The sequence below is a fragment of the Streptomyces sp. NBC_00988 genome, assembly GCF_045162645.1.
GTDB lineage: Bacteria > Actinomycetota > Actinomycetes > Streptomycetales > Streptomycetaceae > Streptomyces.
Map to the genome: position 1 here is coordinate 6,020,011 of NZ_CP108730.1, position 13,805 is coordinate 6,033,815.

Sequence of the window (13,805 nt, forward strand, 5' to 3'; positions counted from 1 at the left end):
GGACGGCCTCGGCGTCGGTCGGGCCCCCGCACACGACACCGGCCGTGCATACGCGGAATCCCCGGTAGCTCAGCGGCTCAGCCCCCCGAACCCCCGTCGGCCGGGACGCCGGTGACGGCCTGCATCTCCTGCCCGATCATCTCCTGCAGCGGCACGCCGTCGCGGTTGCTGAGGATGACACCGACCCAGCCGGTGTCCGGGTAGATGTCCCAGTTGGCGCCGACACCGGGGTTGCCGCCGGCGCGCTGGTACGTCCACTGGCCGCCGACGACGGAGACCGGAATCCCGTACGCCCCGAACGACGCCGGTCCATGGGGGATCTTGGCGGCGGTGAGCACGTCGGCCCAGGGCCGGTCCAGTACCGTGCCGTCGCCCAGCGCGTGCGCGAACCGGACCAGGTCCGGCGCGGTGGCGAAACCGCCGTCCCCTGGCGCGTCGATGAAGGAGCGGCCCGGATTCTTGCCGCGGACGTTCGGGTCCGGGCTGCTCCTGTCCAGGTTGCGGACGGCGTCCACCACGCTGCCGTCGGCCAGCTCCATGTACGGGTGCGCGATGTGCTCGTCGGTGAGCCACTGCGGTCTGGTGCGGAACCCCGAGCCGGTCATGCCGCAGCGCGCGAAGATGTTCTCCTGCGCGTAGTCCCAGTACGTCCTGCCGGTCACGGCCTCCACGACCAGCGCGGAGAGGGTGACCTCCGCCTCCTCGTGGTCGGTGTCGGGAACGCCCGGGACACCCACGAGTCTCGCCTGCCGGGCCCGCTGCTCGTAGTACGCGTGCACCTCGTCCCGGCTCCGGAAGACCCGTCGCACGTCCTCGTCCGGGACGTCCAGCCCGGAGGTGCCGGACAACAGGTGGTGGATGGTCACCCGCTCGGCGATCTCCTCGGCGAGGCCCTTCAGATGGGTGCCCACCGCGTCCGACAGCTTCACCCTGCCCTGCTGCGCCAACTGCAGGACGGCCACCGCCCCGAACGGCTTGCCCGCCGAACTGAGGCTGAACGCGACACCCTCGTGGTTGGCGATCCCCTTCTCCTCGTCGGCCATGCCGTAGCTGCGGGACAGCACCGTCCGGCCCTGGTGCGACAGCAGCACCACGCCGGAGAACCGGCCCTCGGCGGCCAGCTTCGCCACGTACCGGTCGTAGGCCCCGCCGGGGCGGGTGTCGGGCGGGATCGGGTCGGTCGGAACGTGGTCGGCCTGGCCGGTCGGGGCCTGGCCGGCGTAACTGGGCTGGGCGCCCGCCGACGACGCGCCCGCCACCCCGCCGACGGCCGCCAGCCCGCTCCACCCGAGCAGCCGCCGCCGGCCGACACCGCGTACGGAATCCGAGTCCATGCTCACAGTCCCTTCCCGTTCCCGATGGACGAACTGACCGTTGACGCACGGTGGTTCGTGCCTCCACTGAAGGCGGGGGACCGTTGCGGGGGCGTATGCGGTTTTCGATACGTCCGCGATACGCGTGCCGGGACGTGCGCCGACTCAATGTCCGCTCACGCATCGCTCACTCGGAACAGACGTACGCAGAAGACACGCACACCCGGTCACGTCATCCCGGCCCGTCCTCCTCGGCGGGGTCGGTGCCGGCCGGCAGTACACCGGTCAGCGACGCCAGGGACGGACGCCGGCCGCGCTCCACGTGTACGAAGGCGAGCGACGCGGCGAGTTCGGTGTCGCCGGCGCAGATCGCCTCGTACAGCTCGCGGTGTTCGGTGCACAGCACGCCGGGGTCGCGGTCGGAGGTCAGCCGGAACAGCCAGCGCACGCGGGCGCTGATGGGCGCCATCATCGAGTTCAGCAGGCGGCTTCCCGACAGCCGCACGATCGCCTCGTGGAAGGCCGCGTTGGCGGCGGCGATCTCGGGCTGCCGGCCTTCGTCCGTGGCGAGTTCGGCGCGGGCGAAGGCGGGTGAGAGCAGCGCGGAGGCGCGCTCGGCCGCCTGCCCGCTGGCGAGCCGGGCGGCGAGCACTTCGAGGCTCGTGCGCACGCTGAACAGCTCGTCGATGTCGCGCAGGGTCAGCTGCGTGACCATCGATCCGCGCCGGGGCAGCGTCGTGATCAGCCCCTCGGCTTCGAGCTGGGGCAGGGCCTCGCGGATCGGGATCCGGGAGACGTCGAGGCGCTCCGACAGCTCGCGCTCCAACAGCCGTGTGCCCGGTGGCAGTTCGCCTTCGATGATGCCGTCGCGCAGGTACTCGTAGACCTTGTGGACCAGTGAGCGGCCGTCGGAGCCGGAGGAGTCCGTGAATGACATGGCATACAAGATAGCCGAGGCTCCACTTGAGCCATCGAGGTCCGCAGTCGATCTCCACGCAGTGCGGCCTCACCAAAGAGCCACTTTCACCTGGGGTTTTTACAGGCATGGAACCTGAACGGCCCATCCCTTACGTCGAGTTAACATCGCAGCCCTGTGGCCGCCGAGCCGCCGTTGGTATACCAATAGCACTCACTGGTTGACGGAGGCACTCATGGATCGCACCGCACCAAGTCCCCTGAAGAGCACGACCACGACCACGACCCAGGCATCCAAGTCATCCCCGGCAGGTGTCGCATGAGTGCGTCCCAGGTCACCGCGCCGTCCCCGGCGCGCCCCGCCACCAACACCCTCGCGCGGGCCCTCGACGAAGCCGGTTTCACCCGGGCCCAGTTCTGGGTGCTCATGATCATCCTGGCCGGGATGTTCTTCGACACCCTGGAGCAGAACTCCGTGGGCGCGATGGGCAGCCTCATCAAGTCGTCCCTGCACATCGGCAACAACGAGCTGACGGCGATCAACAGCTTCACCGTGATCGGCGGCCTGATCGGCCGGTTCGCGGGCGGCTGGATCGCCGACCGGCACGGCCGCCGCACCTCGCTCAGCGTCAATCTCCTCGTCTACACCCTGGGCGGACTGCTCAGCGCCGTCGCGATGAACTACCCGACCCTGCTGGCGAGTCGGCTGATCGTGGGGATCGGCCTGGGCGGCGAGTTCACCATCGGCATCGCGATGCTGTGCGAGATGGTGGCCACCCGCCACCGCGGAACGCTCGTCGCCATCCTCAACGTCGGCTCCGGCGGGGTCGGCAACTTCCTCTCCTACGGCCTGTTCCTCCTGCTCCTGGGACCGCTCGCCCCCGCACTCGGCGGCGACCACCTGGTGTGGCGCTGGACGTTCGTGCTCCTCGCCCTGCCCGCCCTGATCGTGGTGGTATACCGACGGCGACTGCCGGAGACCCCACGCTTCCTCCTCTCCCAGGGCCGCGTCGACGACGCCAACCGCTCCCTGGCCCAACTGACCGGCTACCGGCTCGACCCGAAGCACGTACCGGCGTCCGTCCCGCCCGTCCTGACCGAGGCGGACATCCCCGCCCGGCAGGTCAAGGCGTCACCGGCGGCGGTCTTCGGCCCCTCGGTCCTGTCCCGTACGGTCACCATCGGCGCGGCCTCGTGGATGGCGTTCGGCGCGCAGGTCACCCTCAACTTCCTGATGCCGACGCTGCTGACCGAGCGCGGCTACACCCTGTCCGACAGCCTGCTCTACACGATGATCATGAACGTCGGCTCGCTGCTGGGCGCCTGCGCCTCGGCACTGCTCGCGGGCCGCTACGGCAGGCGGTCGGTCATCGGCGTGGCCGGCAGCCTGGGCTGTCTCACCGCCGTCGCCTTCGCGGTGTTCGCCCACCAGACCGCGGCGATCCTCCTCCTCGGCGCGCTCTTCCAGTTCTTCACCATGCTCACCAACACCACCCTCGCCGTCTGGTCCCCGGAGCTGTACCCGACCCCGATCCGGGCCAGCGGCACCTCCATCGTCAACGGCATCGGCAACATCGCCGGAGCCGTCATGCCCTTCGCCGCCGTCGCGCTGTGGGACCGGTTCTCCTTCGCGGGCGTCTTCGGGATGGTCGCGGTGATGTACGCGGCACTCGTGATCGCCTCCCGGTTCGCCCCCGAGACCCGCAGCCGCACGCTCGAAGAGGTCAACGAGACGACGGCCCCCACCCCGACCCACGCCTGACCAGCACCAACGGCACCCGCAACGCCGTACCCCATCCCCCTAGAGAGGACGAACAACATGGACAAGCTCACGATCTCCGCCACCGCCAACGGCCTGAACTACCTGCCCGAATACCTCGCCGACCACGAAGGCCTCTTCCACGACGCGGGACTTGAGGTCACCGCCGTCGCCCGCGACCCCTGGACCGGCGTCCTCGACGACCTCGAAACCGGCCGGGCGGACATCGCGCTCGGCGGCCTGTGGGTACCGGCCATGTACGCCGGCAGCGAGCGCGAACTGAGCGTCGTGTGCCAGCTCAACCACCAGTTCCCCATGGCCATCGCGGTCCGGGAGGGCAGCAGCGGCGACTTCGCCCTGGAGGACCTGCTCGGCAAGGTCGTCCTGGCCCCCGGCGCGGGTGGCAGCGCCCCCTACGAGTTCACCGCCGGGCTGCTGCGCGAGGCGGGCGTGGACCCGGCCGGCATCCGCTTCGTCCGCGACCTCTCTACGGCGATGCTCGTGGAACTCTTCACGGCCGGACTCGGCGACGCCATCATCGCCGACCTGGTCACCGCCACCGAACTGGAGGCGTCGGGCACCGCCCGGATCGTCTTCCGGCACCTCGACGACGGCGGCATCATGCCCAACAGCGTCTACTACTGCCGCACCGACCGCGTGGCCGAACTCCGCGACCACATCACCCGGTTCACCGCCGCCATCGACACCGCGATGCGCCTCGTACCGACCGTCGACCCGCACACCGTCGACGACATCCTCAAGCGCCGCTGGCCCGAGAAGGACCAGGGAATCCTGCGCGAGGCCCAGCGCCAGATGGCGGAGAGCGCCGTATGGGACACCGTGGCGATCGACGAGACGGCCAGCGACCGGTGGATGCGCATCCTGGCGGAGGGCGGCCTGGTGCGCTCCGCCCCTTCCTACGCCGCCCTCGCCGACGACAGCTTCATGGCGGAGTACCGGTGACGCTGCTGCTCGGCTCCGCCGACCTCACCGGGCTGGTCAGCCGCGCCGAGGTCATCGGGGCCGTACGCACCGCCTTCATCGACCTCGCCGAGGGCCGGGCCGAACAACCCGCTCCTGTGGCCTTCCCCGGAACCGGCACCACCCAGTTCCTGCCTATGGCCGCGACCTCCCACCGGCTGGGCCTGTCGGCGGTCAAGGTCATGTCGGACGCCCCCGACAACCGCTCGGCCGGTCTGCCCACCCAGCGCTCCACGGTCCTGCTGCTGGACGCGCGCACGGGAGAATGCCTCGCCGTACTGGACGGCGAGGTCGTTACCCGGACGCGTACGGCGGCGGCGAGCGCGGTGGCCACCGACGCACTCGCCCGCTCCGACGCCCGCGTGCTGGGCTTGGTCGGCGCGGGACGGCTGGCGATCGAGCACGTGCACGCGCTGCGGGAGATCCGCGCCCTAGACACCGTCCTCGTCTGGTCCCGTTCCCCCGCCACCCTGCGCGCCTTCCACCACGCGGTGAGCGACCTCGTCGAGGTCGTCGAGGCACCCGACCCGCGACACGTGGTCGAGGCGGCGGACATCGTCTGCACGCTCACCCCCGCCCGACTCCCCGTCGTCCTCGGGGAGTGGTTCCGTCCCGGCCAGCACATCAACGCGGTCGGCGCGCCACCCCGCCCCGACCACCGCGAGATCGACTCGGCGGGCATAGCCCGCGCGACCGTCGTCGTGGACAGCACCCCCACCCAGCTCCTCAAGTCCGGCGAAGCCGTCCTCTCGATCGCGGAAGGCGCCACGACGGCCGAGACCTTCAGCCGCGAACTCGGCGCGGTCCTGGCCGGATCGGCCCCCGGCCGCACCGATCCGCAGGAGGTCACCCTGTTCAACTCGGTCGGCATCGCCCTCCAGGACCTGGCCTACGCGGCACTGGCCGTGGACCGCGCCCGCGCCACCGGAATAGGCATCAACACCCTTACTGCGTACGACACTTCGGGCCTGTGCGTCACAGCGGGAGCGGGGGCGGCACGATGACGGTGATCGCCGTGGTCAACTGCAACACCAGCACCACCATGACCGACACCATCGCGGCCGGCGCCCGCGCCGTCGCCCTGCCCGGCACCCGCATCCTGCCCCTCACCCCCAGCTGGGGCGTCGCCTCCGCCGAGGGATGGTTCGACAGCTTCCTCAGCGCGGCCTCGGTCCTGGACCTCCTCCAGAACCTCGACCAGCCGGTCGACGGAGTGGTCATGGCGGGCTTCGGCGAACACGGCCGCGAAGGGGCACGCGAACTCCTCGACGTCCCCGTAGTCGACATCACGGAGGCCGCCGCCCTCTACGCCCTCGTCCTGGGCCGCCGCTTCGCCGTCGTCACCACACTCGCCCGGGCCGCGGGCCAGATCGAGGACAGCCTGCGCACCGCCGGACTCCTCGACCGCTGCGCCGGAGTCTTCGCCACCGGCCTGGGCGTACTCGACCTCGAACTCGACCCGGCCACCACCGAGGAGGCGTTCATCGACGCGTCCCGCCAGGCGATGGCCGCCGGCGCGGAGGTCGTCTGCCTCGGCTGCGCAGGCATGACGGGACTGGACACCCGCATGACCGACCGGCTCGGCATCCCCGTGGTCGACGGCGTCAGCTGCGCGGTCGCCCTCGTCGAATCACTGGCCCACCGCCGCCTCACCACCAGCAAGGCCGGGACGTACGCGGCTCCCCTGCCCAAACTCCGCACGCTCAGGTAGAAATCCCCGAAGCAGAAGCGGCACCCGAGCCGGACGAAGGCGGGCCGGTAGAAGGTGGCGGCCATGGATACGCCGGCCAGCAGCCAGGCGGCGGTGAAGGCGACAGGGCGGGCAGCACGGCGCGAGGCCGTGACCGGTCTCCCGTTCCGGTCACGGCCTCGCTGGCGCGAAGGTGGGTCATCGGCGGGTCAGCAGCAGCCGCTCGCGATGGCCGGTTGCTTGGAGCCGGTGTCGGCCTCGGTCGGGTCGGTGCAGCAGGTGCTGCCCTGTTGCTTGGTCAGGGAGTCGGCGTCGGCCTTGACGACGTACACCTCCCAGGGTTCCTGGCCGGGGCCGTGGACCCAGACCTTGTCCTGGAGGGCGTAGCAACAGGTGGTGTCGTTCTCCTCGGCCGTGGTCAGGCCGGCCTCGCTCAGCCGGGTGGTGGCGGCGCGCACGGCTTCTGTGCTCTCGACCTCGACGCCGAGGTGGTCCATGCGGGTCGCCTCGCCCGCCGCGCCCTCGATCAGGACGAGCTTGAGCGGGGGCTCGGCGATGGCGAAGTTGGCGTAGCCGTCGCGGAGTTTGGCGGGCTCGGTGCCGAAGAGCTTCGTGTAGAAGGCGACGGACGCGGCGAGGTCAGGGACGCGGAGGGCGAGCTGTACGCGGGACGTCATGGCGAACCTCCTTGGTTGGGTGGGGAGTTCAGCAGCCGCCGGCGGTGGTGGCAGGGGCACCGATGCCGATCTGGAGGGTGGACGGGGCGGTGCAACATCCGCCGCCGGACTGCTCGGTGCTCTCCGGCTCGTCGAACAGGCCCGCGCCGCCGCACACACCCGTGTCCGGGAGGGTCAACTCGACGCGCTCGGCGGCCTCTTGGTCCCCGGCGAGGGCGGCGGTGATGGAGCGAACCTGCTCGTAGCCGGTCATCGCGAGGAAGGTCGGGGCGCGGCCGTAGGACTTCATGCCGACCAGGTAGACGCCCTGTTCCGGGTGGGAAAGCTCGTTCACGCCGTGCGGGTAGACCGTGCCGCAGGAGTGGACGTTCGGGTCGATGAGCGGGGCGAGCGCCGTCGGGGCCTGGAGGCGTTCGTCGAGGCCGAGGCGGAGTTCGGAGAGGAAGGACAGGTCGGGGCGGAAGCCGGTCAGGACGATGACCTCGTCGACCGGGTCGAGGCGGCGGCCGTCCTCGGCGACGAGGACGAGCTGGTCGCCGTCGTGTTCCACAGCCTGTGTACGGAATCCCGTGACCGCGCTCGCGTGACCGGCCTCGACGGCGGCCTTGGCCCGCAGGCCCAGCGCGCCGCGCGCGGGGAGTTGGTCGGCCTCGCCGCCGCCGTACGTGTTCGAGCCGATGCCGCGCCGCAGGATCCACACCGCGTGCGTACCGTCCTCCTCCTTCGCCAGGTCGGCGAGGAGGGCCAAGGCGGTGAAGGCGGAGGCGCCGGAGCCGACGACGGCGGTGCGCTTGCCCGCGTAACGGGCGCGTACGGCCGGGTCCTTGAGGTCGGGGACGCGGTAGGAGATGCGGCTGACGGCCGCCTTCTCGCCGAGGGCGGGGAGGCCGTCCGCGCCCAGCGGGCTGGGGGTGGACCATGTGCCGGAGGCGTCGATGACGGCTCGGGCGGTGATCCGCTCCTCGTGGCCGTCGGCGGACTGGATGTGCACGGTGAAGGGCTGCTCGTCGCGGCCCGCGTCGACGATGCGGTCGCGGCCGACCCGGGCGACTCCGGTCACCGCCGTGCCGTAGCGGACCTTGTCACCGAGGACATCCGCCAGGGGCTGGAGGTAGCGCTCGGCCCAGTCGCCGCCGGCCGGGTAGGTGGACGCGTCGGGGCGGACCCAGCCGGTCGGTGCGAGGAGCTTCTCGGCGGCCGGGTCGGTGACCTCTCCCCAGGTGGAGAACAGGCGGACGTGCGACCACTCACGTACGGCGCTCCCGGCGGCCGGGCCGGTTTCCAGGACCAGGGGTTCGATGCCGCGCTCGACAAGGTGGGCGGCGGCGGCCAGGCCGATGGGGCCGGCGCCGATGACCACTACGGGCAGATGGTCGGTGGTGAGCGCGCTCACTGGACTCCCCTTTACTTCGACGTTTGTCGATGCCTTGGACGGTCAGCATGACACCTGATTCGACAAGGGTCAACATAGACGCTTATCGAATTTAGGAGGTCTGACCGTTGACGGGGGTGGGCACTCCGGCGACGCCGTGACGGACACCGCCGCGCACATCAGCCACATCAACGCCACATCAGCCACATCGACGCGATGCTCGACGCCCCCTCCTGGACGGAGTCGACCTCGGCCCCCATCGACTGGTTCGACATGTGTCAACATAGATGCATGTCGAATATCCAGGTGCTGCCGCTGTTGGACCCCTCCGCCGGCAAGACGGCGGCGGCGTGCTGCCCGCCGCTCACCGAGCGCCCCTTCACCGCGGAGGAAGCCGAAACGGCCGCGCGGATGTTCAAGGCGCTCGGTGATCCGGTGCGGCTGCGGCTGTTCTCCCTGGTTGCCTCGCACGAGGGCGGCGAGGCGTGCGTGTGCGACATCTCCGACGTCGGCGTGTCCCAGCCGACCGTCTCCCACCACCTGAAGAAGCTCAAGGAGGCCGGCCTGCTCACTTCCGAGCGGCGCGGCACCTGGGTCTACTACCGGGTCGAACCGTCGGTACTGGCCGCGATGGGCAAGCTGCTGACCGTCGCCCCGGCAGCGGCCTGACCCCCGAGGCGCGCTCCACGCCGGGGAGGCGTAACTCCCGGGACCACGCACGGCCCTCAGACATGTCAAGCAGTGCAGTGGCGGGCGGCGTGCCCGGTTGGCATCCCGGTCGGGTGGACGAGGCAGAGGACCGGCTGAGCCTGCCCCGGCCCCGGTGGTCGCATCATGCCGGAGCAGTCCGGACAGTGCATCAGCTCTCCTGCGTCACGGCCGTCAGTTGCCGGTCGGCGCCGAACTTCCGCCGCCAGGCCAGGGAGACGTAGACGAGCGCGACCAGGACCGGTACCTCGATGAGCGGGCCGACGACACCCGACAGGGCCTGGCCGGAGGTGACGCCGAAGGTGGCGATGGCGACCGCGATGGCCAGCTCGAAGTTGTTGCCCGCCGCGGTGAAGGCGAGGGTCGCCGTGCGGTCGTAGGCCAGGCCGATGGCCTTGCCGAGGGCGAAGGTGCCGAACCACATGACCGCGAAGTACACGAGCAGCGGCAGCGCGATGCGGGCGACGTCCAGCGGCTGCGAGGTGATCGTCCTGCCCTGAAGGGCGAAGAGGATGACGATCGTGAAGAGCAGGCCGTACAGGGCCCAAGGGCCGATCCCGGGAAGGAAGTTGGACTCGTACCGCTCCTGCCCCAGCTTCCTCTCGCCGATACGGCGGGTGAGGAACCCGGCCAGCAGTGGGACGCCGAGGAAGATGACGACGTTCAGGGCGATCTTCCACATGGAGATGTCGAGGTGCTGGCCGTCGCCCAGGCCGAGCCAGCCGGGCAGCAGGTCGAGGTAGAACCAGCCGAGCAGGCCGAACGCCAGGACCTGGAAGACGGAGTTGAGGGCGACCAGGACGGCGGCGGCTTCGCGGTCGCCACAGGCCAGGTCGTTCCAGATGATGACCATGGCGATGCAGCGGGCCAGGCCGACGATGATCAAGCCGGTGCGGTACTCGGGCAGGTCCGACAGGAAGATCCAGGCCAGGGCGAACATCACCGCCGGACCGACGATCCAGTTGATGACCAGCGACGAGACCATGAGCTTGCGGTCGCCGGTGACGGCGTCGAGCTTGTCGTAGCGGACCTTCGCCAGGACCGGGTACATCATGACCAGCAGGCCGATGGCGATGGGCAGGGAGATGCCGCCGATCTCGACCTTGGCCAGGGCGTCGTTGAGGCCGGGGATCGCGCGCCCGAGCCCCAGGCCGACGGCCATGGCGGCAAGGATCCAGAGGGCGAGGAAACGGTCGAGCGTCGACAGCTTCGCGACGACCGAGGACTCCCCGGCGGTGGTCACGGGCGCTTCGGCGGCGGTCATGGACAGGCCCTCTTGTTCTCGGCGGCGGCGCGCGCGGACTCGGCCAGCTCGGCGAACTGGCCGGCGAGTGCGGCGAGGACGTCGGGCTTGAGCCGGTAGTAGGTGTAGCGGCCGCACGGCTCGGTCTCGACGACCCCGGCCTCGCGCAGCACCTTCATGTGGTTGGAGAGGTTGGTCTGCTTGGCACCGGTCTCCTCCACGAGGTGAGTGGTGCACAGCGTCTCTTTGGCGAGCAAGGTCACGATCTGGAGCCTGAGCGGGTCGGCCAGAACCCGGATCAGATCAGTGTCGACTGACATCATCATGGACTGATACTTTCATATCAGTGGTGGCTGACACCACCGGGTGCTGATGTCATTCGCACCTGATGTCGTCGTGAGACAAGAGAGACCTCTGATGTCCGACAAGCCCTCCGTGCTGTTCGTCTGCGTCCACAACGCCGGCCGTTCCCAGATGGCCGCCGCGTGGCTGACCCATCTGGCCGGAGACCGGGTCGAGGTCCGCTCCGCCGGCTCCGACCCCGGCGCCAACGTCAACCCGGCCGCTGTCGAGGCCATGGCCGAGGTGGGCATCGACATCTCCGCCGAAGTCCCGAAGATGCTCACCGTCGACGCGGTGAAGGAGTCGGACGTCTGCATCACCATGGGCTGCGGCGACGCCTGCCCCGTCTTCCCGGGCAAGCGCTACCTGGACTGGACGTTGGAGGACCCGGCGGGCCAGGGCGTCGAAGCCGTCCGCCCGATCCGCGACGACATCGAGCGCCGCATCCGCGGGCTTCTCCACGACCTCGACGTCCCGGCACAGCACTGACCTCGCGCAGGGAGTACGGACCGGGGTCAACTGGGCACGGGGGAAGCGAGCGGAACTTGAGGCGGCCTTAGGACTCCTGACAAAAGTGCTGGGCCTGGCCTGGCCTGGCCTGGCCTGGTCTGGCCTGGTCTGGTCTGGTCAGCGGTCGGTGTCGTGCGCGAGGCCGCTGGGCAGCGGGATGCGGTCAGCCGCGCCATCGCACGCGACAGACCCGGGGACGTCAACGGTCGTGCGGAATACGACGTCGACGTTCGTGCGGGATATGGGTCGCCATGGATGAGGTCAAGGTCGTCGTCGCCCATTCCGAGCGCGCGACCCCGCGCCGTGGCGACGCGTTCCTGAAGGTGGACGCCGATCAGGCACGCATCGAGGTCGACGTCGAGGTCGAGACGATGACCCTGGCGCCGGTCCCGACCCCGGAAGCCCTTCGGCGCAAGCCGCCCGTACTCGCGATCGCCGCAGCCCCGGGGTGTGATTTGAGCGAGGCGGTTGGCACTTGGGCGCGACATCTGTCACTCCTGCGGCGCCCACAACGTGCGCAGTGAGCTGTGAGCTGTGAGCTGTGACACGGCAGTTGGCGCTCTGTCACGAGGACCGGAACCGCCGCGGGTGACAGAAAGCTCGACAAGCCGGCGTATTCGAGGCCGGTCGTCACGGCAGCGAGCGGGACCAGATCAACCGAGACGACGCCGACCATCCACACTCCTGGGACGAGAGCAGGTGAGATTGTCGGCGCCCCGGCGCCGCTCAATCACAGCCCCCTATGGCCGAGTTGGGTCCGGCTGACGGGACGCGTCGTCGGCGCAGGAGCAGCCCCGCGGGCCGCCACAGGGCGAAGGCCAGGCCGAGGCCGAGGGGGATCTGCAGGAACTGCTGGATCACCGGAGGTCCGGGCTTGTCCCCCCGCCTGAGCAGGGCACTGCCCTGCGGATCGACGGTCACCGTGTAAGTACCGCCCACCACCCAGTTCCAGCCCATGAGCCCGTTCTCCTCGAACGGAGCCAGCGGTGGGCCGTCGAGGACGGTGACCGAGTAGCGGTGGACGCCCGGATCCATGCCGTCACCGGCGGACCACCGAATCTGTCGGACCCTGACGTGTTCGGTACGCCCGTGCTGGTGCAGTGCCTGCTGATCCAGCTCCAGGTTCTGCAGGAACAGCACCCCGAAAAGGCACACCGCACACAGCAGCCACCGGAGGTCCAAGTACCAGCACGTGCACAGGAACACGCAGCCGAGGAGGATCGCCAGCGCGCACAACGCGTCGATCCACTGGGCATGCGCGACGAAGGCCGTACGCACGATCAGACGCACGATCGCCCACAGCGCCAACGCCGCGCCGGTGCTTGCGGCGCCCACCAGCACCCGCCGCCCCACACCTGTCCGCCCTGTGCCTGCTTCCTCCGCGCTCACCCTCACCCCTGCTCTCGACGAAACCGTCGGCCTGGTGGTGCACGCGTTCCAATGTATGGATTGTTGAACGATCCTTCAATAGGATGGTTCAACATTAGCCGTCTGCTTCGCGGACGCGGAACGTCAACCAACCGGAGGGCTGCAGGAGATGAGCCAGTATCAGTTCGAACAGGTCGACGACCTCGGGCGGATCCTGTTCTGCGACGACCCCGCGCTGCAGCTTGAGTGCGTGCTGGGGGGCCTGGAGACCGCGGAAGGCACAGTCACCCTCCACCCCGCACAGACACCCCGCCTGCCCACGGCCCTCTTCGAGTTCAGGCATGCCCTGGGCGTGGGCTACTTCGGGTACGTCGTGCCGAAGGGAGCCTCGCTCGACGAGATACCCGAGGAACCGCAGATCGAAGGCGCCATCCTGTTCGGCATGAGGCGCCTACCGCCCGACGTCTACTGCGAGCTGCCCTCTCTCCCCGGATGGGAGCTGCACGAGATACCCGATGAACAGCCAAAACTGGCGCAGTCCTACGGATACGCCTACTCCCGGCTGGAACTGCGGACGCCCGACGGTGAGATCTACTCCCGGACCTGGGTCCCGCACGACCCCGAGTGGGCAGCCGCCGCCCTGCGTCACGGCTACGTCGTGTGCCTGTGCGGCGTGGAACTGGGGATCCGCGGCCTGTACGCGATGACCGACGCCCAGCACACCCCGGGCATGCGCCACGAGTCCTTCCGCCGCGGATGCGCGCTGGGCCTGACCATCGGCGGACTCGTCACCTACGTCGACCACCGCTGACGAGCAACACCGAGCCGGCCCGCATCGAGTACGAGCCGGCCCACGACGCAGCGTCCGGGCGGGCCCTGCGGACGATGTGAGGTCGACGCGCTGAAATCCAGGCTGTGAGGCTGTAC

The 13,805-nt window shown here is 69.9% G+C and carries 14 protein-coding genes and 1 pseudogene; 8 read left to right on the forward strand and 7 right to left on the reverse strand.

Annotated elements, in window-relative coordinates:
• Positions 1-77 precede the first annotated feature (77 nt).
• Positions 78-1,334, reverse strand: coding sequence for a serine hydrolase (locus OG496_RS27475; protein WP_405972773.1), 1,257 nt, complete (start codon positions 1,332-1,334; stop codon positions 78-80).
• A gap of 211 nt (positions 1,335-1,545) precedes the next feature.
• A complete protein-coding gene (locus OG496_RS27480) occupies positions 1,546-2,250 on the reverse strand; it encodes a GntR family transcriptional regulator (RefSeq protein WP_405972774.1) in 705 nt (234 codons plus the stop codon).
• Between the two features lie 297 nt (positions 2,251-2,547).
• On the opposite strand from OG496_RS27480, the gene OG496_RS27485 reads away from it, so the two are divergent.
• Genes OG496_RS27485 through OG496_RS27500 form a run of 4 tightly spaced genes read left to right on the forward strand, consistent with a single transcriptional unit; the run spans position 2,548 to position 6,679 of the window.
• The gene (locus tag OG496_RS27485; RefSeq protein ID WP_405972775.1) at positions 2,548-3,990 is read left to right on the forward strand and encodes an MFS transporter; all 1,443 of its coding nucleotides are present in this window, start codon (positions 2,548-2,550) and stop codon (positions 3,988-3,990) included.
• 57 nt (positions 3,991-4,047) lie between these two features.
• Complete coding sequence (locus tag OG496_RS27490) at positions 4,048-4,950, forward strand: ABC transporter substrate-binding protein (protein ID WP_405972776.1); 903 nt, start codon at positions 4,048-4,050, stop codon at positions 4,948-4,950.
• Positions 4,947-5,972, forward strand: a complete 1,026-nt coding sequence (locus OG496_RS27495; protein ID WP_405972777.1) for an ornithine cyclodeaminase family protein — start codon at positions 4,947-4,949, stop codon at positions 5,970-5,972. The genes OG496_RS27490 and OG496_RS27495 overlap by 4 nt, the downstream gene beginning before the upstream one ends.
• Positions 5,969-6,679: an aspartate/glutamate racemase family protein gene (locus tag OG496_RS27500; protein ID WP_405972778.1), complete on the forward strand. Its 711-nt coding sequence runs from the start codon at positions 5,969-5,971 to the stop codon at positions 6,677-6,679. The genes OG496_RS27495 and OG496_RS27500 overlap by 4 nt, the downstream gene beginning before the upstream one ends.
• Before the next feature lie 188 nt (positions 6,680-6,867).
• On the opposite strand, the gene OG496_RS27505 is transcribed toward OG496_RS27500, so the two are convergent.
• Positions 6,868-7,335, reverse strand: a complete 468-nt coding sequence (locus OG496_RS27505) for an ArsI/CadI family heavy metal resistance metalloenzyme (RefSeq protein WP_405972779.1) — start codon at positions 7,333-7,335, stop codon at positions 6,868-6,870.
• A 28-nt stretch (positions 7,336-7,363) separates the two neighbouring features.
• Positions 7,364-8,728, reverse strand: a complete 1,365-nt coding sequence (locus OG496_RS27510; protein ID WP_405972780.1) for an NAD(P)-binding domain-containing protein — start codon at positions 8,726-8,728, stop codon at positions 7,364-7,366.
• 270 nt (positions 8,729-8,998) lie between these two features.
• Here OG496_RS27510 and OG496_RS27515 point away from each other — a divergent pair, with 270 nt between their 5' ends.
• Complete coding sequence (locus OG496_RS27515) at positions 8,999-9,376, forward strand: ArsR/SmtB family transcription factor (RefSeq protein WP_405972781.1); 378 nt, start codon at positions 8,999-9,001, stop codon at positions 9,374-9,376.
• A gap of 190 nt (positions 9,377-9,566) precedes the next feature.
• On the opposite strand, the gene arsB is transcribed toward OG496_RS27515, so the two are convergent.
• On the reverse strand, positions 9,567-10,679 hold the full coding sequence (gene arsB, locus OG496_RS27520; protein ID WP_405972782.1) for an ACR3 family arsenite efflux transporter: 1,113 nt from the start codon (positions 10,677-10,679) through the stop codon (positions 9,567-9,569).
• On the reverse strand, positions 10,676-10,984 hold the full coding sequence (locus OG496_RS27525; protein WP_366499200.1) for a metalloregulator ArsR/SmtB family transcription factor: 309 nt from the start codon (positions 10,982-10,984) through the stop codon (positions 10,676-10,678). The genes arsB and OG496_RS27525 overlap by 4 nt, the downstream gene beginning before the upstream one ends.
• A gap of 91 nt (positions 10,985-11,075) precedes the next feature.
• Here OG496_RS27525 and OG496_RS27530 point away from each other — a divergent pair, with 91 nt between their 5' ends.
• Both OG496_RS27530 and OG496_RS27535 read left to right on the forward strand, forming a co-directional pair.
• The gene (locus OG496_RS27530) at positions 11,076-11,489 is read left to right on the forward strand and encodes an arsenate reductase ArsC (protein WP_399398340.1); all 414 of its coding nucleotides are present in this window, start codon (positions 11,076-11,078) and stop codon (positions 11,487-11,489) included.
• 272 nt (positions 11,490-11,761) lie between these two features.
• Positions 11,762-11,983, forward strand: a pseudogene (locus tag OG496_RS27535) (aminoglycoside phosphotransferase family protein); the annotation flags it as partial.
• Positions 11,984-12,236: 253 nt separating this feature from the next.
• Here the strand turns inward: OG496_RS27535 and OG496_RS27540 are convergent.
• Positions 12,237-12,899, reverse strand: a complete 663-nt coding sequence (locus tag OG496_RS27540) for a hypothetical protein (protein WP_405972783.1) — start codon at positions 12,897-12,899, stop codon at positions 12,237-12,239.
• A 148-nt stretch (positions 12,900-13,047) separates the two neighbouring features.
• Here OG496_RS27540 and OG496_RS27545 point away from each other — a divergent pair, with 148 nt between their 5' ends.
• On the forward strand, positions 13,048-13,689 hold the full coding sequence (locus tag OG496_RS27545) for a hypothetical protein (protein ID WP_405972784.1): 642 nt from the start codon (positions 13,048-13,050) through the stop codon (positions 13,687-13,689).
• Positions 13,690-13,805: the final 116 nt, after the last annotated feature.

What these genes read in the sequence shown, in the direction of transcription:
- OG496_RS27475 (WP_405972773.1), bottom strand. Translation starts at nt 1,334, where the DNA reads ATGGACTCGGATTCCGTACGCGGTGTCGGCCGGCGGCGGCTGCTCGGG.
- OG496_RS27480 (WP_405972774.1), bottom strand. Translation starts at nt 2,250, where the DNA reads ATGTCATTCACGGACTCCTCCGGCTCCGACGGCCGCTCACTGGTCCAC.
- OG496_RS27485 (WP_405972775.1), top strand. Translation starts at nt 2,548, where the DNA reads ATGAGTGCGTCCCAGGTCACCGCGCCGTCCCCGGCGCGCCCCGCCACC.
- OG496_RS27490 (WP_405972776.1), top strand. Translation starts at nt 4,048, where the DNA reads ATGGACAAGCTCACGATCTCCGCCACCGCCAACGGCCTGAACTACCTG.
- OG496_RS27500 (WP_405972778.1), top strand. Translation starts at nt 5,969, where the DNA reads ATGACGGTGATCGCCGTGGTCAACTGCAACACCAGCACCACCATGACC.
- OG496_RS27505 (WP_405972779.1), bottom strand. Translation starts at nt 7,335, where the DNA reads ATGACGTCCCGCGTACAGCTCGCCCTCCGCGTCCCTGACCTCGCCGCG.
- OG496_RS27515 (WP_405972781.1), top strand. Translation starts at nt 8,999, where the DNA reads ATGTCGAATATCCAGGTGCTGCCGCTGTTGGACCCCTCCGCCGGCAAG.
- arsB (WP_405972782.1), bottom strand. Translation starts at nt 10,679, where the DNA reads ATGACCGCCGCCGAAGCGCCCGTGACCACCGCCGGGGAGTCCTCGGTC.
- OG496_RS27525 (WP_366499200.1), bottom strand. Translation starts at nt 10,984, where the DNA reads ATGATGATGTCAGTCGACACTGATCTGATCCGGGTTCTGGCCGACCCG.
- OG496_RS27530 (WP_399398340.1), top strand. Translation starts at nt 11,076, where the DNA reads ATGTCCGACAAGCCCTCCGTGCTGTTCGTCTGCGTCCACAACGCCGGC.
- OG496_RS27545 (WP_405972784.1), top strand. Translation starts at nt 13,048, where the DNA reads ATGAGCCAGTATCAGTTCGAACAGGTCGACGACCTCGGGCGGATCCTG.